Source organism: Rhizobium herbae (assembly GCF_017873135.1).
GTDB lineage: Bacteria > Pseudomonadota > Alphaproteobacteria > Rhizobiales > Rhizobiaceae > Pararhizobium > Pararhizobium herbae.
The window spans coordinates 152,876-174,006 of sequence record NZ_JAGGJV010000005.1; the positions used below are offsets into that span (position 1 = coordinate 152,876).

Below are 21,131 nucleotides of genomic sequence, written 5' to 3' on the forward strand. Positions count from 1 at the left end.
AGACGATGGCGGAATGAACGGGGAAAGTATGGATCGCATGAAACGTATTTTCGCGGCGCTTGGCGTCATCGTCCTGTTCTTAATGGCCGCAGGCGCCGCGCGGGCGGACGAAGTCTTCACCGCCTATCATTCCGCCATCGATGTCGCCAAAAGCGGCCTGCTGACGGTGACGGAAACCATCACGGCGAACGTCGAGGGCAACCAGATCAGGCGCGGCATCTACCGCGATTTTCCGCTGACCTTTACCGACAAGAACGGCCGCGTCGCCAAGGTCGATTTCAAGCTCATCTCCGTCGAGCGTGACGGCAATGAGGAGCCCTACCACACCGAAGGCATCAGCGGCGGCATCCGGATCTATACCGGCGACAAGGATGTGTTTCTCTCCCGTGGCGAGCACATCTTCCAGTTCACCTACGAGACTGCCCGCCAGATCCGCTTCTTCGACGATCACGACGAACTCTACTGGAACGTCACCGGCAATGGATGGGCTTTCCCGATCGAGGAAGCGTCGGCAACGGTCACGTTGCCTGATGGCGTGAAGGCCCAGGCGCTCGACGTCTTCACCGGCGGCCAGGGCGCCACCGACAAGAACGCCCGTGCGATCGAGGATGGCGACCGGCTGGTCTTCACCACGACGCGCCGCCTTGAGGCGAACGAAGGGCTGACGATTGCCGTCAAGCTGCCCAAGGGCAGCATCGATCCGCCGTCCGTATCGCAGGAACGGCTCTGGTGGTTCTACGACCACCTGCCTCCGATCCTTGCCATTGCGGGCTTCGTGATCGCAGCGCTCTACTATTCCCGCATGTGGCTGAAGGTCGGTCGCGATCCTGTTCGCGGCGTCATCGTGCCGCGCTGGGATGCGCCCGATGGCATCTCGCCGGCATTGGTCAACTATATCGACAACAAGGGCTTTTCCGGAGAGGGATGGACCGCGCTGTCGGCCGCCGCGCTCAATCTTGCAGTGGACGGCTATGTCGTGCTGGAGGACCTGAAGAACGCGCTGGTCATCACCCGCACGTCGAAGGCGCAGCCCGCGGCACTGCCGACGGGAGAGGCCTCGATCCTGGCCGCCGTCCAGCGCAACGGCGGCAAACTGACGATCGACAAGGAAAACGGCCCCGCTGTGCAGAAGGCCGGGTCCGATTTCCGCAGCGCGATGGAAAAGGAACACCGCAACAGATATTACCATGCCAACACCGCCTATGTGGTCGGCGGCGTCGCTCTGTCGGTCGTCTTCCTGCTGGCGATCTTCTTTTTTGGTCTTCTGAACGAAACCACCATCCTGATCGTGCTCTTGCCGGTGTTCGCGTCGATCATCATCACGATTTTCGCCGTCGTCCTCGGCCGGTTGTTCATGCGCAGGGGCAGCCTGTTTGCCCGGATCGGCGCCATCATCGTCGTCGCCTTCTTCGGCTTTTTCATCGCCGCCATCGGGTTCAGCGTACTGGCGCTTGTGGTGACAACGGCCCTGTCGACGCATCAGGTGCCGCTTTTGATCGGCGTCGGCGGTATCGTGCTGGTCAACATGCTGTTCTTCCATCTGATGGGCGCGCCGACGCCGCTCGGCTCGAAGATGATGGATGGCATCGATGGCCTGCGGCAATATCTGACGCTGGCGGAAAAAGAGCGGATGAACATGGCCGGCGCCCCGGAAATGTCGCCGCAGCATTTCGAAAAACTGCTGCCCTACGCGGTGGCCCTTGGCGTCGAAAAACCCTGGTCGGAGACCTTCGATCGCTGGTTGCTCGCGGCTGCCGTCGGTGCCGCCGCCTACCAGCCTGCCTGGTACCACGGCAATTCCTTCGCCGTCGGCTCCTTCGGTGACCGCATCGGCGGCTTTGCCGGCTCGATGGCCAGCACCATGACTGCGTCCCTGCCACCGCCGCCCAGCAGTTCGTCTTCCGGCTTCTCATCCGGCGGCGGTTCCTCCGGCGGAGGTGGCGGCGGAGGCGGCGGGGGCGGGTGGTAGGAACCGAATATTTCGTATCGTGTCGTGATATTTGACAGTCTCCGTTTGGAGTATCATTGTGCGATACAATTCGGAGCCGTTAGATGATCCGTTCGTTCAAGGGCAAGCTTTCTGCGTCCGTTGCGGATGGCAGCGTGAAGAAGGGCTTTCCGATAGATCTCGTCCGACGCGCGCAGCAATTGCTGGCCCTGTTGAATGGAGCGACGAATCTGAAGGATTTGCTATCGCCACCGGGTAACCGCCTTGAGAAACTGTCAGGCGATCGTGAGGGCCAGTATTCAGTCCGCATCAATCAGCAATGGGGTATTTGTTTTTCGTGGTCGAACGGTGGAGCCGATGATGTCGAGATCGTGGACTATCATTAAGATGAAGGAAGTAGGATGATTGGAAATATCTTGCCTGCGATCCATCCGGGCGAAATCCTCAAGGAGCTCTATCTCGACCCGTTGGAGATGAGCGCCGGCATGCTTGCCAAGAAGCTGAATGTTCCCAGGACTCGCATCGAGCGGATCGTCACGGGTAGGACCGGGATCACCACAGACACGGCGCTGCGCCTTGCGAAGTTCTTCGACACCACGCCGGAACTCTGGATGAATCTGCAGGTCAGTTACGATCTGAAGATAGAGGCGGAGCGAAATCGCGCCGAGATCGCGCGCATTCCCGTTCGCGACGCTGCGTGAGTGCTGACTTTTCCGCCATTGGATGGATGACTTTTGCCGCCGGGCTTGCTAAGTCCCCCGCAGTCTATTGATCCCTTAGAAAAGCATCCAGTCCATGCCCGATCTTCTGCTTGAACTCCGCTCCGAGGAAATCCCGGCCCGTTTGCAGCGCAAGGCTGCCGGCGACCTGAAGAAGCTCCTGACCGATGCGCTGGTCGAGGCAGGGCTGACCTATGAGGGCGCGCGGGAATATTGGACGCCGCGCCGCCTGACGCTGGATATCCGGGGCCTCAACACCCGCTCCGCCGACGTGCGCGAGGATCGCAAGGGGCCGAGCACAAGTGCCAACGAAAAGGCGATCGAGGGTTTCCTGCGCAGCGCGGGCCTGTCCGATATCAGCCAGGCACATGTCCACAGCGACCCGAAGAAGGGCGATTTCTACGTCGCCCATATCGTCAAGCCCGGCCGTCCGACGGAAGAGATCGTCGCCGACGTCATGCCCGGCATCATCCGCAACTTCCCCTGGCCGAAGCCCATGCGGTCCGGGGCCGCTTCGGCGAAGCCCGGCTCGCTGCGCTGGGTGCGGCCGCTGCAATCGATCGTCTGCCTGTTCGGCCCGGAACACGAGGAAACGCATGTCATTCCGTTCGAGGTTGACGGCATCGTCGCGTCGAACATCACCTATGGCCACCGTTTTCATGCGCCGGAGGCCATCACCGTGCGCCGCTTTGCCGATTACATCGAGAAGCTGGAAAAGGCCAAGGTCGTGCTCGATGCCGAGCGCCGCAAGCAGATCATCGCTGCCGATGCCGCCAATATCGCCTTTGCCAACGGCCTTGAACTGGTCGAGGACGAAGCGCTGCTCGAAGAAGTCTCCGGCCTCGTCGAATGGCCGCAGGTGCTGATGGGCGCCTTCGAGGAGGACTATCTGGCGATCCCGTCGGAAATCATCCGCCTGACCATCAAGACCAACCAGAAATGTTTCGTCACCCGCCGCCCGGGCGAGGAAACCCTGTCCAACAAGTTCATCCTCGTCGCCAATATCGAGGCCAAGGACGGCGGCAAGGAAATCGTCCACGGCAACGGCAAGGTTGTTCGCGCCCGCCTGTCGGACGCCAAGCATTTCTGGACCCGCGACCAGGGCAACCTGCCGGACCTCGAAACGCTCGAAGCTTCGGCGAAAAAGTTCGATCTCGACCTGAATAAGCCGCTCGATCAGCGCATGGCCAAGCTCGATGCGCTGAACGTGACGTTCCACGCCAAGCTCGGCACCCAGAGCGAACGCGTCCAGCGCATCCGTGCCCTGGCGGCAGAACTTGCCAAGGCCACCGGTGCCAATCCGGTCTTGGTCGACCGTGCCGTCGTGCTGGCCAAGGCCGATCTGCGCACCGAAGCGGTCGGCGAATTCCCCGAGCTTCAGGGCCTCATGGGCCGCAAATATGCGTTGCTGCAGGGGGAAGATGCCTCCGTCGCCGCCGCGATCGAGGATCACTGGAAGCCGCAGGGACCGTCCGATCGCCTGCCTGCCGATGCCGTTGGCCTGACGGTGGCGCTGGCCGACAAGCTGGATACGCTGGTTGGGTTCTGGGCCATCGACGAGAAGCCGACGGGCTCGAAGGATCCGTATGCGCTGAGGCGTGCGGCGTTGGGTGTTGTGCGGGTATTGCTGGAGCGGAAGGTTCGGTTGAATTTGTTCACGGCGTTCCAACTTCATATGGCTTCTATCGAGAGATACAGGGGTATTGCGTCGGTCGAAGAAAAGGTATTCAGCTTTTCTGATGTGGCGCAATTGCCTGCGAAAGTGCTCGCTTTCGCCACCGACATCGGTCAACTGACGATGGAGATGCTGGGGTCAGAAGCCCGCCGGAAGGTGACGCTTGAAAGTGCCGACCTCCTCTCCTTCTTCCACGACCGCCTCAAAGTTTACCTCCGCGATCTCGGCGCCCGCCACGACCTGATCGATGCGGTTTTGACGCCCGATGCCGACGACCTCCTGATGGTCGCCCGCCGTGTGGAGGCCCTGACCGCCTTCATCACCTCGGAAGAGGGCCTCAACCTGCTTGCCGGCACCAAGCGCGCCACGCAGCTCTTGGCAGCCGAGGAAAAGAAGGGCACCGCGGTCGCAGCGAATGTCGATCCGGCGCTCCTGACGCTCGATGCCGAAAAGGCGCTCTATGCCGCCGTGACGCAGGCTTCCACCGAGGCAAGCGCTGCCATCGCAGGTGAAGATTTCCGTTCGGCCATGGAAGCGCTGGCGAAGCTGCGCGGCCCGGTCGACCAGTTCTTCGCCGACGTGCTGGTCAACGACGAAGACCCGGCCATCCGCGCCAATCGCCTTGCCCTGCTCGGCCTTATCCGGTCGGCCACGGGAACGGTCGCGGATTTCTCGAAGATCGCAGGATAGGACAAAACCGAACAGGTTTTTCAATAGTGCCGTATAGGTTACCATTGTCATGCCGGAGCTGAAGGAGTATCTTGAGGTCGATGGCACCAGTCCCTTTGCGGACTGGTTCAATGATCTGGATGCTCAGGCTGCCGCACGGATCGTGGTTGCGTTAAACCGCTTGCAGCGCGGAAACGTCTCCAATGTCAAAGGGGTCGGCGGTGGCTTGCAGGAACTGAAGATAGATTACGGTCCCGGTTACCGGGTTTATTTCGGTATCGTCGGCAACGTCCTTGTCATCCTGCTCGGCGGCGGCACGAAGAAGCGCCAGCAACGCGATATCGACGACGCCCTTGAACGATGGCAGATCTACAAACGCCGCAAAACGGAGACGTGATCATGACGCTGACAAGGGATTTTCGGGAAACGATCAAGGCGCGCGCCGATCGCGACGACGCTTTCCGGTCGGCTCTGCTGTCTGAAGCGCTTGATTTGCTTCTCTCTGGCAACCTGGATGACGGCAAGGCGGTCTTGCGAGACTATATCAATGCGACAATCGGCTTTGAGAATCTGGCCGCACGTGTGGGAACGCCCGCAAAGAGCCTGATGCGCATGTTCAGCGCCAAGGGAAACCCTCGTGCCGACAACCTGTTCAACGTTATCGTCCACTTGCAACGTGCCGGTGGAATCCGGGTTTCCGTGGAAGTGACTGAAGAGGCGGCATGACCGCGAAAATCCTCGTCAGCGCCTGCCTCATGGGCCATGCCGTCCGCTATGACGGGCAGGCCAGGCCGCTTGTGCATCCGGCGCTTGATCGCTGGCGGCAGGAGGGGCGGCTGGTGACGATCTGTCCGGAAATGTCGGCCGGCATGCCGGTACCGCGCCTGCCGGCGGAGATCGAACCGGGGCGATCGGCCGATGAGGTTCTGTCCGGCACCGCCCGCGTGCTGGAGAGCAACGGCGGCGATGTAACGGCCGAGTTCCGCCAAGCGGCGGAAAATGCCCTGGCGCTGGCGATCGAGACCGGCTGCGCCTATGCGCTGCTGATCGACGGCAGCCCGTCCTGCGGTTCAGGCTTCATCTATGACGGCAGCTTTTCGGGCCGCCGCCGGCCGGGCGAGGGTGTCACGGCAGCGCTGCTCAGGGCCAATGGCATCAAGGTCTTTTCCGACAGGGACATCGACGCTCTCGTCGAAGCCGCGGGTTTCACCGACTGACCGTTTTCGAACCGCCTGAAACAAAAAGGCAGCGCCCGCGAGCGCTGCCTTTCCGATGTCGATTTATCTCTGTTTGTGTATCCTTGGGGATCAACCTGCCTTGCGCCACTGCGTTTGCCGGCGGGCCTCGGCGGGGGCACCGCCGTCGGAGATGCGGAAACCGCGGATGAGGTTCAGCAGTTCTTCCGTATCGTCGGCCAGCACCTGGGCCGAAGCCGTCGTCTCTTCCGCCATGGCGGCATTCTGCTGGGTGGCGACGTCCAGCTGGTTCATCGAGCCGTTGATGCTGCGCAGCGTCGTGTCCTGTTCCTTGGCGCTGTAGGCGATCTTGGCAACGATCTCGTTGGCTGCCTGGATCTGGCTGGAAATCCGCTTCAGCGCATCGCCGGCCTCGCCCACCAGCTTGACGCCGTTGACCACCTGGCCGGAGGAGCGGGAAATCTGTTCCTTGATCTCCTTGGCAGCGGCAGCGGAGCGTTGCGCCAGTTCGCGCACTTCCTGCGCCACGACGGCGAAACCCTTGCCGGAATCGCCGGCCCGCGCCGCCTCGACACCGGCGTTCAGCGCCAAGAGGTTGGTCTGGAAGGCGATTTCGTCGATCACGCCGATGATCTTGGAGATCTCGTCGGAGGATTTCTCGATGCCGCTCATCGCCTCGATCGCTTCGGAGACGATGGCCTCGCTGCGCGAGGCATCGACGCTGACGGCCTGCACCCGCTGGCTCGCCTCGCCAGCCCCTTCGGCCGTGTGGCGCACCGATGCGGACAGTTCGTCGACCGCGGCGACGGTTTCTTCCAGATTGGCCGCCTGCTGCTCGGTCCGGCGGGCCAGTTCCAGCGATGCAGTGCGGATTTCTTCCTTGCTGCCGCCGATATCGGCGCCCTTGCCGTTGACCTTCGACATCGCCGCCTCGAGCCGCGCCAGTGCATTGTTGAAGTGTTCGCGCAGGGTCGAGTAGCCGGGGCCGAGATCGCCGCAGCGGATTGTCAGGTCGCCGGTCGCCAGAAGCTCCATCGCCTCGCCGATCGTCGCCACCACATGCGCCTGCAATTCCGCCTCTTCACGCTGAAGATCGAGATTGTGCTGGCGCTCGGCGTTGATTTCCGCCTGCTGCTCGGCCTGGCGGCGGGTCATCTCATGCCGTTCGCGGACTTTCTGCTGCAGCGATTGCGTCGCCGTCGCCATCAGGCCTACCTCGTTGCGCAGGTTCGTGTGCGGAATGTCGATCGACACGTTCTCGTCGGCAACCGCCCGGAGCGCCGTGTGGATCGCCTGCAGCGGCTTGACGATGCCGCGGATGACATACCAGGCAGCGGCAATGCCGAACCCGAAAACGATCAGCCCGAGAGACAGCGCCTTCCAGATGGTGGCGTTGACCTGCGCGTCGAGGTCGTCGATGTAGAGGCCGGTGACGACGACCACCTGCCACGGCTCGAAGGCCATGGCATAGCTGCTCTTGCGGAAGAACGCGTCGTCCGGCTGGCCGGGCTTGCTGGCATAGAAGTCCGTCTGGCCGCCGCCGGCGCGTCCAAGCCTCACCAGTTCGTCGCGGAACTTGTAGCCCTTCGGATCGGCGACGCCCTTGGCGCTCTTGCCGACCTTGCGCGCGTCGGGATGGAATTTCATGACTACATCGTAGTCGTAGCCGAAGAAATATCCGTCCGGATCGAATTTCATCGCCGTCAGGGTCTTGAAGGCCTGTGCCTGTGCCTCGTCGCGGGTCAGTTCGCCCGCCGTTTCCCGCTCGTGGAAGGCCTTGAGCACCGACACGGCCGACTGCACTTGGGTGCGCAGCGTGTCATAGCGGGCCTGGTAGAGCGCGTCGCTCGAGGTGGATATCTGAAAATAGACGGCCGCCGCGAAGGCAACGAACAGTCCGATGACCAGCAACAACAATTGTCGCGAAATCTTGAGATTCTTCATGGTGTTTCACGCGGTCCAGGCGCCGGCGGTCAAGGGATCGCCGGCAAATCTATTGAGATGAGGCAGGGGGTAAGGCCCGTCGCCGAGGCGACCGCCGGAAATCATTTCCGCGACTACGCTAATCCGAATATGCTTAAAAAAGAGCTATTCGCCGGCCGGCAAATGTCAGGATTTTGCAGTGCACAAAAAAATTGCGCCCCTGCTTCTCTCAGGGGCGCAACTTCTCGCCTGGAGGGCGATTGCCCGATCAGCCTTTCAAGCGGCTGGCTAGGGCAGGGACAGGGAAGTACGAGGGTTATTTTAGCCGAAGTTGGAAGTTTTTAAGATCAACTTCTTGTGAATGGCTGTCTTGCGGCGTGACCGTGGCCATTCCGGCCATCGACGCGGTGGAAACAGCGCCGGTTTTCGCCGTGCCGTCGATGACGGAAAGAGTGGCCGTCGCTTCGGCTTCGTCCGGCAGCGCATCTCCCGTCGCAGCCTTCGCCAGATGTTCGGCAGACGGCATTTTGGCCTGTGCGGCCTTGATGGCTTCGTCCGAAGCCTTGGTGATGAAGACCACCGGCGAGCCGCCGAGCCAGGCTTCTGTACGCACCAGCTTCATCTCGCCGTTGATTTCCTTCAGCTCCACCCGCTCGGTGCCGAGGGCAACCTCGGGGACGATGTAGCTGGTATTCTTCTTGACCACCGGGGGCGGGCAGTGAGCGCAGGAAAGCTGCGAGATGCTGTCACCGTCCGATGCCGACGTCGCATTCTCGACCGATGACGCGCCGGCCGTGCCGGCGGCGGCCAGGCTGGCGAGTGTGAACAACAGGGCGCGCATCGGCATTCTCCTCTGAAATCGTCAGAGGAAAATATCCGTTCTCCGTTACGTTCCCGTCAGGAGAATTGGTAAAGATTGAATGAGTTTTTCGATTTGCCGCTGTAACACTTGGGCAGTAGCGGTTGCAGGTCAGGCCTTCTCGCGCTCGATCGCCTGCCAGCCGATGTCGCGGCGGCAGAAGCCGTTGTCCCAGACGACGCGATCGAGAGCCGCATAGGCCGTGTCCTTGGCGGCGCAGACCGTCTTGCCCATGGCGGTGACATTCAGTACCCGGCCGCCGGTGGCGACCAGCTGCCCGTCCTTCAGCGCCGTCCCGGCGTGGAACACCTTGGTCGCGGCGTCCTCGTGCGGCAGCTTTGCGATCGGCGTGTTCTTCTCGTAGGCGCCCGGATACCCCTTGGAAGCCATCACCACGGTCAGCGCCACCTCGTTGCGCCACTCGGCGGTGACGGAGGCAAGTGTGCCGGTGGCGGCGGCATAGAGCAGGGGCAGCAGATCACTCTTCAGCCGCATCATCAGCACCTGGCATTCCGGATCGCCGAAGCGGACATTGTATTCGATCAGCTCCGGGCCCTTGGCGGTGATCATCAACCCGGCGAACAGCACGCCGGTAAAGGGATGGCCGCTATCGGCCATGCCGGCGATGGTCGGTTCGATGATCTCGCGCATGGTGCGGTCGATCATGTCCGCCGTCATGACGGGCGCCGGCGAATAGGCGCCCATGCCGCCGGTGTTCGGCCCCGTGTCGCCATCGCCGACGCGCTTGTGGTCCTGCGCCGAGGCCAAGGCGAGTGCCGAGGTGCCATCGCAGAGGCAGAAGAAGCTGGCTTCCTCGCCATCGAGATAGGCTTCGACCACGACTTCCGCGCCGGCCGCGCCGAATGTGCCGGAAAAGCAGCTGTCGACGGCCTCGAGCGCCTCATCGAGCGTCATGGCCACCGTGACGCCCTTGCCGGCGGCAAGGCCATCGGCCTTGATGACGATCGGTGCGCCCTGTTCGCGGATATAGGCCTTGGCCGGCTCGGCGGTGGTGAAGCGCTGGTAGGCGCCGGTCGGGATGTCGTATTTGGCGCAAATGTCCTTGGTGAAGCCCTTCGACCCTTCAAGCTGGGCCGCCGCCGCCGAGGGGCCGAAAACGACGATGCCGCCGTCGCGCAGCGTATCGGCCAATCCGGCGACAAGCGGCGCTTCCGGGCCGACGACGACGAAGTCGATGGATTCCCTGACGCAGAAGGCAAGGACAGCGTCGTTGTTCTCGGTATCGAGATCGACGAGCGTTGCCTCCTCGGCGATGCCGGGGTTGCCGGGGGCGGCGTAAAGCGCCGTCAGGCGCGGCGATTGCGCCAGTTTCCACGCCAGCGCATGCTCGCGCCCGCCCGACCCGATCAACAGAACTCTCATCGCCTACTCCCGCAGCCCGCCGTGATGCGTTGCCGGTTAAGGCTAGGGCAATCGAACGTCAAGGACAAATCGGCGCTATGCCGCCATTCCAGGCGGTTCACAGCAGGCTCGACGATCCGGCGCGGCGTCTGCGGTCCTTGACGAGAACGCGGTCTCCGTCGCGGCCGGCGATTTCTGCCGTCCGCTTCAGCGCCCAGATCGAGAGATCGGACAGGATCAGCGGCTTGCTGATGAGATAGCCCTGGTATTGATCGCAGCCGGCCGCCGTCAGCATCGCCAGCTTCTCGTGGGTATCGACGCCTTCGCCGATCACCGACATGTTCTGCGCGTGGCAAAGCGCGATCATCGCCTTCAATGCCGGCAGCGATTCCTTGTTGGCAAGGTTCTCCACCAGCGCCCGGTCGAGCTTGATCGTGTCTGCCGTGTATTCGATGATCTGCTGCACGGAGGTGTAGCCGGCGCCGAAATCGTCGATGGAGATGCGGAAGCCGCGTTCGCGTAAGGCTTCGATGTTTCGGTGCAACTGATCGCCAAGCTTGACCGCAAAGGTTTCCGTCAGCTCGATCTCGATCGTCCGTGGATCGAGCCCGTGCCTGTCGAGGCAGGCGCAGAAATAATCGCTGATCGATTTCGAGTGCAGCTCCGCCGACGAGATATTGATGGCAAGCACCGTATCCTGTCCGAACAGCTGCTTGAGCCGGTGATGCTCCGACATCGCCCGGTTGATCACCCACCAGTCGATCTTGGTGAACAGGCCCGAGCTCTCGGCAATCGGCACGAATTCGTCCGGCGTTACATTGCCGAGCGTGGGGGAGACCCAGCGCAGCAGCGCCTCGCAGCCGGTAACCTTGCCGCCGGCATCGACGATCGGCATGTAGACAAGGTGAAACTGTTCGTCCGGATCGACCAGCCGCAGTTCTTCCTGGATATGGCGGATCCGGTCGCGCTTGTCCTGAAGCGCCCGGGAGAAGCGCGAGGAGCGGTTCTTGCCGTTGGTCTTGGCCTGGTACATGGCCGCATCGGCATTGGAGATCAACTCGGCCAGGTTGGTCGCGTCCGTCGGGCAGATGGCGACGCCGATGCTGGCGGTCACCGGATAGTCCTTGCCGCGCACTTCAAAACCGTTGGCAAACAGCGAAAGGATGATGGCGCACATTTCGCGGATCGTGCCGTCGCCCGAGGCAGACTGAACGAGAACCGCGAACTCGTCGCCGGAAAGCCGGGCGAAGATCACCGGCGGCAAGGCCCTGCGCGTGACGATCTCGCCGACTGCGGTTTCGATCCTGAGTGCCAGCGTTTTCAAAAGGTCGTCGCCGACCTCGTGACCGTATTTGTCGTTGACGAACTTGAAGTTGTCGATGTCGATGAACAGCAGGCTGCAATGCCCGCCCTCGTTCCTGACCTGCTGCACGATATCGGCGGCAAGCGTATTGAAGTGGCCGCGATTGCTGATGCCGGTCAGCGTGTCGGTCCAGGAGGCATGCTGCACGAGTTTCAGTGCACGCTGCGACTGGTCGTGCAATTGCTTGATGTTGCCCGTCAGCCGCCCGATTTCGCCGGCAGCGCCGCTTTCCCTGATGCCATCGTTCTCGCCGCTCATCACCGCCGTCACCTGCCGGTCGAGAACAGAGATCGGATTGGTGATGAAACGGCGGATGAGGATGATCATAAGTCCGACCGAGATGAGGCTCATGGCCAGCGCACCCAGGCCAAGCAGCAGCCTCAGCTGCGCCTTGTTCCCGGACTTGTGGGACGGCGGAACCGCCAGCATGGCAAACAGCGACGGGGCGAGGCGGACGGATGCGGAGAGTTCGTCGGAGGGCTGCGGCGGTGGTGCCGCGTCGAAGTCGATCGCCGCTCCATATTCCTTCTGCAGGATGCGCTGCATGCCGAGAAACTGCGTCGGCTCGATTGCCACCTGAACCAGCAGCGCATTCTTCTTGGCGCTCGGCAGGGGACGGCTGAAGGTGACGGGATCGATGAATTCCGAATAGACGATCAACGGCCGTGTCTGCTGATCGTGAAGATAGGTCCAGTCGCGCAACTGGCTGCCGCCGGTCAGCCGGCGTGCCAGCGCAAACTGCGGCTCGCCGATCTCGGCGAAGGGGTCTTCGCTGTTTTCGAAATAGTAACCGGGCGTCATGTCCGGATTGAGAATGGCAAAGGAGATGAACATCTTCGGATCGTCGGACAATGACCGGATGCTCTGCTGCAGCCGGAGGGCCAGCGCATTGTCGCGGTAGGTCTCATCGGTTTCCGAGACGAACAGGCGGACCGCGTTGCCTTCGAGGATCGAATAAAGGAAGCTGCGGCTCTGGCTGACCTCGTTGCGGAAAAGCGCTGCCAGGTGATCGAGCTGCTGCGAAAGGCGCGCGCGCTCCAGCGCGAATACCGAATTTCCCTGCGCGAAATAGACGGAGAACGCCGCCAGCAGATAGCCTGCCAGCACGACCGGAAAGATCAGGAAGAAAGCGCGTTTGCCGAGCGTCACTGGAAGTTTGCCATCGAGCTGATGATGCGCCGGCGCGTCTGGATCGACTGGACTGAGAGTTCCTTCTGGTACTGGCTTTTCGCCAGGATTTCGGCGGGTGGGTATATTTCCCGGTTGGAACGCATCTCGGCCGGGATGAGATCAAGCGCCTTCTCGTTGGCCGTCGGCATCGTCAGCGCTTCGGCGTTGGCCGCTGCATTGTCCGCCGAACCGATGAAATCAAGCAGCTGCAGCGCAAGCCCCTTGCGCGGCGAGGCGGCGGTGACCGCCATGCAATCGAGCCAGGAGAGCGTACCTTCCTTCGGCACTGCATAGCGCCAGACGCCGGGTGTGCCGGCCTTGTCGTTGAGCACATGCTGGTCGCCGCTATAGGCGAGCGCCATGTAGATGTTCTTGCCGTTTTCAGGACTCTGGATCGAGGTGATCACGTAGTCGTAGGTCAGCACGAAGGGCGCCTGCTTCTTCATCACCTCGAACGCGGCCTTCAGCGTTTCGTTGTCATTGGCGTTGATCGACTTGCCAAGCAGCACCAGCGGCGCGATGAAGGCCTCGTTGTGATCGTCATACATCGCAACGTGTTTTTTGAGTTCGGGCGCCGGAGACATCAGGTCGTTCCAGGAGGTGGGGGTGGTTTTGACCATGTCGGAGCGGTAGACGATCCCCATCGTGCCCCAGAGGTAGGGCATGGCATAGCCGGCGCAGCGGGCTTTCCAGTCGGGCTTGTAGTCTTTCAGCGAAGGAACATTCGTCTCTGTCAACGGCTCAAGAATTCCGCGTTTTCCGAAGAGATCGGCGCCATTTTCGCCGATGACGGCAAGATCGATATTGCTGCTCGGATCCGAAAGCACCTCGTCGCGCGCATCGCCGCTATCGTAATAGATCTGGTTGACGGCAACGCCGGTCTTTTCCGTCCAGCGATCGAGGATGTTCTGGTCGATATAGGATTCCCAAATCAACAGGTTCAGTGTTTCTGCATGCCCTGGCGAGGCAGCAAACTGCGCGGCTAGCGCGGCAGAAACGGCTATTAACGTCTTGCGCATCGAAATCACCCCGATAGTCCCCTGGGCGACCTTAGCGCGCAATGCTTGATGAATACTTACAAGAGGATGCACCGGGTTGCAGTCCGGTTGAAAAGCCAGCGGCGCCGCTGAAATCGCAGCGCAAGCTGCCCGGTCACCTGCGGTATTCCGGGTAGCTTGCGATTGCGGCAATGGGTATCATCGAGATTTGGTATTACCGGTGGCTCGGAAGCTTCGGCAGGAAGATGGTCAGCAGACCGAGCAGCGGCATGTAGGAGCAGATCGTATAGACGAACTCGATGCCGTTGCGGTCGGCAAAGACGCCGAGCACGGCAGCCCCGATGCCGCCGAAGCCGAAGGCAAAGCCGAAGAACATGCCGGCGATCAGACCGACGCGGCCGGGCACCAGCTCCTGTGCAAAGACCACGATGGCCGAGAATGCCGAGGAGAAGATGAAGCCGATCAGGATCACCAATGCCGCTGTCCAGAACAGATTGGCATAGGGCAGGAGCAGCGCGAACGGGATGACGCCGAGGATCGAGAACCAGATGACGAAGCGGGCGCCGTACCGGTCGCCGATCGGTCCGCCGAAGATCACACCGGCGGCGGACGCGCCGAGGAACAGGAACAGCAGCAGCTGGGCATCCTGAACGCCGAGGCCGAACTTCTCGATGGTGAAGAAGGTGAAATAGCTGGAAAGACTGGAGAGATAGGCGTTCTTCGTTGCCGTCAGGATGACGAGAACGATCAGCGTCCAGATCACCTGGTTGCGCGGCAAGGGCAGGGCGCGGCTGACGGCTTTGCGGCCTGCCGAACTGCGGCGATGACGGGTGTACCAGACGCTGACCCAGGACAGCACCATGAAGCCTGCCAGAGCGATGACCGAGAACCAGCTGAGGCTGCTTTGGCCTTGAGGAATGACGATGAAAGCGGCCAGCAGCGGTCCGATCGCCGTGCCGGTATTGCCGCCGACCTGGAAGAGCGACTGGGCGAGGCCATGCCGTCCGCCCGAGGCGAGCCGTGCGACACGCGACGCTTCCGGATGGAAGATGGCCGAGCCGATGCCGATCAGGCAGGCGCCGGCGACCAGAACATAGAAGTGGTGGGCATTGGCAAGCGTGATCAGCCCGGCGCAGGTCGACAGCATGGCGGCCGGCAGCGAAAAGGGCATCGGCCAGCGGTCGGTGACGACACCGACGGCGGGCTGCAGCAGCGATGCGGTCACCTGAAACGCGAAAGTCAGAAGGCCGATCTGCACGAAATCGAGCGCGTAGTTGGCTTTCAGCAGCGGATAGAGCGAGGTCAGCAGCGACTGCATGATGTCGTTCAGCATGTGGCAGAAGCTGACCGCGACAATGACGGAAACCGCCGTCTTCTCCGCGCTGACCGGCGCGCCTGATGATACCGTTGCCATGCTGTCTTCCTCACCCGTCGAACGTCGTATTTTTGGATATGTGCTGTCCTACATCGCTTGAGTCTGGCCTGCTTTTGTGCTGTGGTCGCATTCTTTCGAGAGTGGGCCAAATGCGGACAATCGATCTCACGGGACAGGATAGCCAGGGCGACGACCAGCATTTCGAGAGTCTTTCCTGGATCGAAAGCGGCGAAGAGCCCGTTCTCGCGCTTGGCCGCATCTATCCTTCGGGCTTTCGAGGGCCGCCGCACAGCCACACCAAAACGCAGCTCTGGTGCGCCCGCCATGGTGTCGTGCTGGTCAGCACCGCCGGCGGCCGCTGGATGATACCGCCGGGTCACGGCTTGCTCATTCCGGCAGGTCTTGAACATTTCAGCGAGATGATCAGCGACGTGCGGATGCATTCCATCTATGTCAGTTCATCGATCGTCGTCTCCGACGTGCCGCGTGTGCTCGAAATCACGCCGCTTGCCGGCAGCCTGATCGAGGAACTGGTGCAATCGGACGAAAAACCGCTGGCTCCACGGCGCAAACGCCTGATCATGGAGCTGTTGCTGGACGAGATCGGCCGGCTGCCGGAGCGCCCGCTCGGCCTGCCGTTTCCGGGCGATGCGCGGCTCGACCGTCTCTGCCGCCATTTCCTGAAATCGCCCGATGCCAATGCCGGGATCGACGATTGGGCGCGCGAACTCGGCATGAGCCGGCGCTCCTTCACACGGCTGTTTCGCGTCGAGACCGGCGTCAGCTTCGTCACCTGGCGCCAGCAAGCCTGCATCTTCGCCTCGCTGCCGCGGCTCGCCGAAGGCGAGCCGATCACCAATGTCGCGCTTGATGCGGGCTATGAGAATATCGCGGCCTTTACCACCATGTTCCGCCGGATGCTCGGCAGTTCGCCGAGCACGTACCTCAAATCGCGCGCGGCCTGACGAAGCTGTATTTCAATTTGGCTCTGAAACAGATCTGAAAGGTCAGAGCTGGTGGTCAAGGAAGTGCCATTGGCCAACGTGCCGCCGGATGATCGGCTCGATCACGGCGTTGAGCCGCTCGACATCGCCGGCAAGGGCGGTACCCGGGTCGTCGGTTTCGGCAGGCCGTATCGGTGCGAGCCAGCGGCAGGTAAAGTGCGCTCCCCTGCGTCGTGTCACATAGGCGGGTACGATCAGCGCTCCCGAGTGACGCGCGAGACGAACCGCGACGGCGAGGTTGCCGGAAAGATGGGTCGGACGCCCGAAGAAGGGCGCCATGATCCGCCCGTCGAAACCTTCGTCGCCAAACAACATGACGACGCCGTCGTGGTTGCCGAGCAATCTCATCGCCGGGCGCACGCCAGCGACGCCGGGCGGCAGTAGCGTTGCGCCGATGCTCTGTCTTACCTTGCGGGCTATGTGGTGTTCTGCGCGGCTTTCCGGCGGCATGTAAAAGAGGGCGAACGGGACAGACATCCGCTGCAACACAGAGAACAGCAGTTCCCAGTTGCTCAGATGCAGGCCGAGGATGATGACGGGTCCCTCTGCGCGGGCGCGGGCGATATTTTCGGCCCCTTCGATCCGGATTCGGCCTGCCGGTCCGACTCTCGGCAGCACCGAGAATTCGGCCATCAGTCGCCCCTTGTTGCGCCAGTTGAGGCGGGTGACGGCGGCGGGATCGAGGTCAGGGCGAATACGGGCAGCGTTGGCGTCAATGCGGGCGTTGTGTGCCGGATAGAAGCGTCTGATCGCCTGGTAGTGCAATGCCCCGAGTTCCGAGGCTATGCCGGTCGGAAGCAGTTTGAGCATATGATAGCTCAGCATCTTCGGCAGATCGCGGAGCAGGTCGCGAACCCAGTAGCGAAGGAACCGCCGGCGTGCCTCGCCGCCGGCCACGAGATCGGCGAGCCGCGGTGGCGCTTCCTCTTGCCAGACGAAGGCCTTGCGAGTGACAAGCTTGGGATCGCTGGTTTTCGTCCGCATGTGCCGGCTCATCTGGTGTGGATCGTCACGGGCAATCCATTCTGCGGCCTGAGCGTCAGCCGGGAGGCTGGCCGCACCGTGGCGCCCGGCGCGACCCGCACGGTGAAGCGCTGCGCGAGGATCGCGAGACACAGGATTGTTTCCGTGAGGCCGAACTGCAAGCCGGCGCAGATGCGCGGCCCGCTGGCGAACGGAATGTAGGAATAGGGCACCGGGCGCCACCCGCCGAGGAATCGTTCGGGCACGAAATGGTGCGGCCGGGTCCAGATGTCCGGGTTGCGGTGCAGCAGCCACGGCGAGATGGTGATGATGGCCGCCGGCAGGACGTCGATGCTGCCGATCCGGTCCGCCTCCCGCGCCTGGCGTCCAAGAACGGGTACCGGCGGGTAGAGCCGCAGTGTTTCTTCGACCACCGCGCGGCAGTATTCGAGCTTCGGCACGTCGTCGAGGGTCGGCGGCCTTCGACCGCAGACGCGCTCGATCTCCTCGTGCAGTGCAGCTTCGCTCCAGGGGGCGTTGGCGAGGAGATACCAGGCCCATGTGAGCGTCGCGGCGGTTGTCTCCTGCCCGGCCATGAAAATGGTGGCGGCCTCGTTGCGCAGCGCATCGTGGTCGAGGCCGAGTTCGGGGTTCTTCTGCTGGCGACGGACAAGCAGGTCCAGCATGGAGCCGTCGTGGCTGCGCCCTTCGAGATGGTTGATGGCGATCCGGTCGATCACGCGGCGAACCCGCCAAATGGCCCGTCTGAGGCGCGGCGTCTTCAAAAGAGGAATGCCGTTGTCGAAACCGGCGACATAGGCGAGATTGAGGTTGTCGACGAGGCTCTGGAAGCTGGTGAAGCCGGCGACCACTTCGCCGGCGTCGTCCGGGCCGATGTCGTCGCCGAAGACGGCACGCGCAATGATCTCGGCGGTGAGGCCTCCCATTTCCGCGAGGGCGTCGATGACAGTGTCCGGCGGCAACCCCTGCCAGCGCTGTACGAGGTCGAGTGTTACCGCCTCCATGTGTCCGGCAAATTGCGGCAGGCGGCTCTTGTGGACGATGTCGGAGACAAGCGGGCGCCGACACTTCCATGTTTCGCCATCGGAGATGAAGAGCCCGTCACCGAGAAGATATTCCAGCGCCCGGCGCATTGCCGGGCTCTTCCGCTCGAAGTTGTCGTGGCGCGTTGCGAGGACATATTTGACCTGCTCTGGCACATTGACCATGACGAGCTGCCGGCCGAACCCGCGCATCTGGGAAACGCGGCTGCGGTAATCACCGCTGCGGAAGACGCTGAGATAGTCCTTCCGCGCAAGCAGAAACATCTTCAGATAATCCCGCGGGGGGCCGGTGAACGGTTCCGGTCTGGCCGGCTCGAAAACGCCGTTGCCACGAGTCTCGATGATCTTCGGCGGGGCGACCCGGAGCGAGAAGCGCATGCTTGTTTACCAATGCAACAGGCTGGAAATGACAATGAAAAGCAGCGGGAAAACCTATTTTTAGCGGTAGCACATAAAAGCCGTTCGCTGCAATCGTCTGCCTTGGCGGCCAGGCAAGATCTGGAAGAATCCGATTTTCGCAAGTTCGCGGACCACCGTCGTCCCGTTGAAGCCGCTGCATGCATCGGGCGTCTGCCCATTGCCCCGCCGTCAATGATTTTTCCGGTTTCCGATTGCGCTGATATGGAAAAGAAACACTGAAAGCTTCTGGTTAACGCGATGGTAGTGAGCTAAGGCCTATAACCGCGTTCGAAACGAACCTTTTCAGTTTTGCCCCGTTCTCCGCTGCCGGCTCGTTGCGTCGCGCCCGGTCGTCGCGGGGCTTTGTATCCGGAGTTCCGCCTTGTCCCGCCGATCCGCCCTTGCCCTTTCCGTTGGTGTTTTCATCGCCCTTTCTTCCTCCGCCCGCGCGCAGGACGGCCAGTATTTCTGGTCCGGAGACTGGTATCTGAAGGTCGGTGCCACCGGCTTCCTCGGTCCGAAATATGACGGCGCATCCGATCGCCTGTTCCAGGCCGCGCCGCTGATTTCGCTCGGCCGCGCCGGCAGCACGGTGCGGTTTTCCTCGCGCAACGACAATCCGGCCTTCGCCTTCGTCGACAAGGGCGCCTTTCGCGCCGGCGTCGTCGGCAAGCTGATCTTCGAGCGTGACGAGGACACCTCGTCCGATCTCAAGGGCCTCGATCCCGTGCGCTTCGGCGGCGAACTCGGCGGCTTTGCCGAGGTCTATCCGACCGATTGGCTGCGCATCCGCGCCGAGCTGCGCCAGGGTATCCGCAGCCATCACGGCCTTGTCGCCGATGTCGCGGCGGATGGTTTCGTCGATGTCAGCGACAACGTGCGCCTGTCTGCCGGACCGCGCCTGTCGGCGGCGACCAGCGATTACTTCGATGCCTATTACGGCGTCAGTTCATCGGAGGCGGCAAAGTCGGGTTATTCGAAATACACGCCCTCCGGCGGCCTGAACTCGGTCGGCGCCGGTGCCGCCATTACCTGGCAGGCGACCGAAAAACTCGAAACCAGCGCCTTTGCCGAATACAAGCGGCTGATGGGCCCGGCGGCGGATTCCAGCATCGTCAGGGAAGGCGGCAGCCGCGACCAGTTCCTGGTCGGCCTTTCCGCGACCTACCGCTTCGATTTCACGCTGGATTGAGTTCGGCCTCTTAGCCTGATCGCTTGACCGCGCTCGCCGGCAGTTGCAAACAAATGGCATGAGCACCGATCAAGCCGATTCCGGGCGCGTCCACGATGCGCCATCCAACAATTGGGTCTACCGCGTCCTGCCGAGGTCGCTCTGGCCCTATGCGCAGCTTGCCCGCTGGGACCGGCCGATCGGCTGGCAACTGCTGATGTGGCCATGCTTCTGGTCGGCGGCGCTGGCAGCCAACGCGGCGGCGGCGCTCGGAACGTTTTCGCTCGCCCGTTTTGCCTTTCATCTGCTGCTGTTCTTCATCGGCGCGGTCGCCATGCGCGGCGCTGGCTGCACCTATAATGACATCGTCGATCACGATATCGACATGGCCGTGGCGCGCACCCGGTCGCGGCCGCTGCCGTCGGGCCGTGTGACGCGGCGCCAGGCGAAGATCTTCACGGTGCTGCAGGCGCTCGCCGGTCTGGTCGTGCTGTTGCAGTTCAACGGTTTCTCGATCTTCCTCGGCGTCTTCTCGCTGGTGTTTGTCGCCGTCTATCCCTTTGCCAAGCGGTTTACCGACTGGCCGCAGTTCTTCCTCGGCCTTGCCTTTTCCTGGGGTGCGATCATGGGGTGGTCGGCCGAGTTCGGGAGCATCGGGCCGGCCTCGATCGTCCTCTATCTCGCAGCCATTGCCTGGACGGTCGGCTACGACACGATCTATGCCTATCAGGACAAGGAAGACGACGAGCTGATCGGCGTGCGCTCGACGGCGCGGCGGTTCGGCGAGCGTCCGCGTCCCTGGCTGTTCGGCCTCTACGGGCTGACGGTACTGCTGCTGTTCGTCTCGTTCGCGATTGCCGGGGCAGGGTTGCTCGCCTATGCGGGCCTTCTCGTCGCTTCCGTCATGCTGTTCTACCAGATTCTCGTGCTCGACATCCACGACGCCAAGCAGTGCCTGGCTTTGTTCAAGTTCAACCACATCGTCGGGCTGATCGTCTTTGCAGGGCTTTGCGCAGCTCTTCTGGTCCGGCTGGCATGAAATAAAAGGCCCTCCGGATGGCCGGAGGGCAGTGGTCCACCGCAGCAAACCTTCAACGCGCCGCGCGTTTATCGCGCACGGTCGCCGTGCGATTCACGAATCAAGCCCAGCTCAATTCCTGATCGCGATTCTTCTTCGTCTTGCCGAAGCGGGCGGAAAAGGCGGCGATGGCCGCGAGGATGAATGTGCGCATGGAATGTCTCCTTCTCGTGCCGGCAATGTGCAGGCGGCCTG

General features: G+C 62.2%; 19 protein-coding genes. 11 read left to right on the forward strand and 8 right to left on the reverse strand.

The genetic code is table 11. The annotated features are described in order from the left end of the window. Positions 1-37: 37 nt before the first annotated feature. The 7 genes from J2Z75_RS14850 (at position 38) to J2Z75_RS14880 (ending at position 6,228) form a co-directional block, all read left to right on the forward strand. Positions 38-1,969 (forward strand): DUF2207 family protein, encoded by a 1,932-nt coding sequence (locus J2Z75_RS14850; protein WP_209853547.1) that lies wholly within the window; start codon positions 38-40, stop codon positions 1,967-1,969. A gap of 83 nt (positions 1,970-2,052) precedes the next feature. Further along, complete coding sequence (locus J2Z75_RS14855; protein WP_209853548.1) at positions 2,053-2,334, forward strand: type II toxin-antitoxin system RelE/ParE family toxin; 282 nt, start codon at positions 2,053-2,055, stop codon at positions 2,332-2,334. A 15-nt stretch (positions 2,335-2,349) separates the two neighbouring features. Beyond that, positions 2,350-2,649, forward strand: a complete 300-nt coding sequence (locus J2Z75_RS14860) for a HigA family addiction module antitoxin (protein ID WP_234937357.1) — start codon at positions 2,350-2,352, stop codon at positions 2,647-2,649. Positions 2,650-2,743: 94 nt separating this feature from the next. Then, on the forward strand, positions 2,744-5,032 hold the full coding sequence (gene glyS, locus J2Z75_RS14865) for a glycine--tRNA ligase subunit beta (protein ID WP_209853549.1): 2,289 nt from the start codon (positions 2,744-2,746) through the stop codon (positions 5,030-5,032). Between the two features lie 49 nt (positions 5,033-5,081). Continuing rightward, on the forward strand, positions 5,082-5,408 hold the full coding sequence (locus J2Z75_RS14870) for a type II toxin-antitoxin system RelE/ParE family toxin (protein ID WP_209853550.1): 327 nt from the start codon (positions 5,082-5,084) through the stop codon (positions 5,406-5,408). A gap of 2 nt (positions 5,409-5,410) precedes the next feature. Next, positions 5,411-5,737, forward strand: a complete 327-nt coding sequence (locus tag J2Z75_RS14875; protein ID WP_209853870.1) for a transcriptional regulator — start codon at positions 5,411-5,413, stop codon at positions 5,735-5,737. After that, positions 5,734-6,228: a DUF523 domain-containing protein gene (locus J2Z75_RS14880; protein WP_209853551.1), complete on the forward strand. Its 495-nt coding sequence runs from the start codon at positions 5,734-5,736 to the stop codon at positions 6,226-6,228. Before J2Z75_RS14875 ends, J2Z75_RS14880 begins: the two co-directional genes overlap by 4 nt. A 90-nt stretch (positions 6,229-6,318) precedes the next feature. On the opposite strand, the gene J2Z75_RS14885 is transcribed toward J2Z75_RS14880, so the two are convergent. The 6 genes from J2Z75_RS14885 to J2Z75_RS14910 form a co-directional block, all read right to left on the reverse strand. Continuing rightward, positions 6,319-8,151 (reverse strand): methyl-accepting chemotaxis protein, encoded by a 1,833-nt coding sequence (locus J2Z75_RS14885; RefSeq protein ID WP_209853552.1) that lies wholly within the window; start codon positions 8,149-8,151, stop codon positions 6,319-6,321. A 295-nt stretch (positions 8,152-8,446) separates the two neighbouring features. Continuing rightward, positions 8,447-8,971, reverse strand: a complete 525-nt coding sequence (locus J2Z75_RS14890; RefSeq protein ID WP_209853553.1) for a plant virulence effector HPE1-like domain-containing protein — start codon at positions 8,969-8,971, stop codon at positions 8,447-8,449. 129 nt (positions 8,972-9,100) lie between these two features. Then, on the reverse strand, positions 9,101-10,372 hold the full coding sequence (gene purD, locus J2Z75_RS14895) for a phosphoribosylamine--glycine ligase (RefSeq protein WP_209853554.1): 1,272 nt from the start codon (positions 10,370-10,372) through the stop codon (positions 9,101-9,103). Positions 10,373-10,469: 97 nt separating this feature from the next. Beyond that, positions 10,470-12,863 (reverse strand): putative bifunctional diguanylate cyclase/phosphodiesterase, encoded by a 2,394-nt coding sequence (locus J2Z75_RS14900; protein ID WP_209853555.1) that lies wholly within the window; start codon positions 12,861-12,863, stop codon positions 10,470-10,472. Then, positions 12,860-13,903, reverse strand: coding sequence for a polyamine ABC transporter substrate-binding protein (locus J2Z75_RS14905; RefSeq protein WP_209853556.1), 1,044 nt, complete (start codon positions 13,901-13,903; stop codon positions 12,860-12,862). The genes J2Z75_RS14900 and J2Z75_RS14905 overlap by 4 nt, the downstream gene beginning before the upstream one ends. A 193-nt stretch (positions 13,904-14,096) precedes the next feature. Further along, entirely contained in the window at positions 14,097-15,296 is a 1,200-nt protein-coding gene (locus J2Z75_RS14910) for an MFS transporter (protein ID WP_209853557.1), read from the reverse strand. A gap of 110 nt (positions 15,297-15,406) precedes the next feature. Here J2Z75_RS14910 and J2Z75_RS14915 point away from each other — a divergent pair, with 110 nt between their 5' ends. Further along, positions 15,407-16,222: an AraC family transcriptional regulator gene (locus tag J2Z75_RS14915; protein WP_209853558.1), complete on the forward strand. Its 816-nt coding sequence runs from the start codon at positions 15,407-15,409 to the stop codon at positions 16,220-16,222. Between the two features lie 42 nt (positions 16,223-16,264). Here J2Z75_RS14915 and J2Z75_RS14920 read toward each other — a convergent pair whose 3' ends face one another. Both J2Z75_RS14920 and J2Z75_RS14925 read right to left on the reverse strand, forming a co-directional pair. Beyond that, a complete protein-coding gene (locus J2Z75_RS14920; RefSeq protein ID WP_209853559.1) occupies positions 16,265-17,245 on the reverse strand; it encodes a lysophospholipid acyltransferase family protein in 981 nt (326 codons plus the stop codon). 8 nt (positions 17,246-17,253) lie between these two features. Then, positions 17,254-18,666 (reverse strand): cytochrome P450, encoded by a 1,413-nt coding sequence (locus J2Z75_RS14925; protein WP_209853560.1) that lies wholly within the window; start codon positions 18,664-18,666, stop codon positions 17,254-17,256. Positions 18,667-18,678: 12 nt separating this feature from the next. On the opposite strand from J2Z75_RS14925, the gene J2Z75_RS14930 reads away from it, so the two are divergent. The 3 genes from J2Z75_RS14930 (at position 18,679) to ubiA (ending at position 20,897) form a co-directional block, all read left to right on the forward strand. Then, complete coding sequence (locus tag J2Z75_RS14930) at positions 18,679-18,927, forward strand: hypothetical protein (RefSeq protein WP_209853561.1); 249 nt, start codon at positions 18,679-18,681, stop codon at positions 18,925-18,927. A 142-nt stretch (positions 18,928-19,069) separates the two neighbouring features. Then, positions 19,070-19,879, forward strand: a complete 810-nt coding sequence (locus tag J2Z75_RS14935; RefSeq protein WP_209853562.1) for a MipA/OmpV family protein — start codon at positions 19,070-19,072, stop codon at positions 19,877-19,879. Positions 19,880-19,937: 58 nt separating this feature from the next. Next, entirely contained in the window at positions 19,938-20,897 is a 960-nt protein-coding gene (gene ubiA, locus J2Z75_RS14940) for a 4-hydroxybenzoate octaprenyltransferase (protein ID WP_209853563.1), read from the forward strand. The last annotated feature ends 234 nt before the right edge of the window (positions 20,898-21,131 follow it).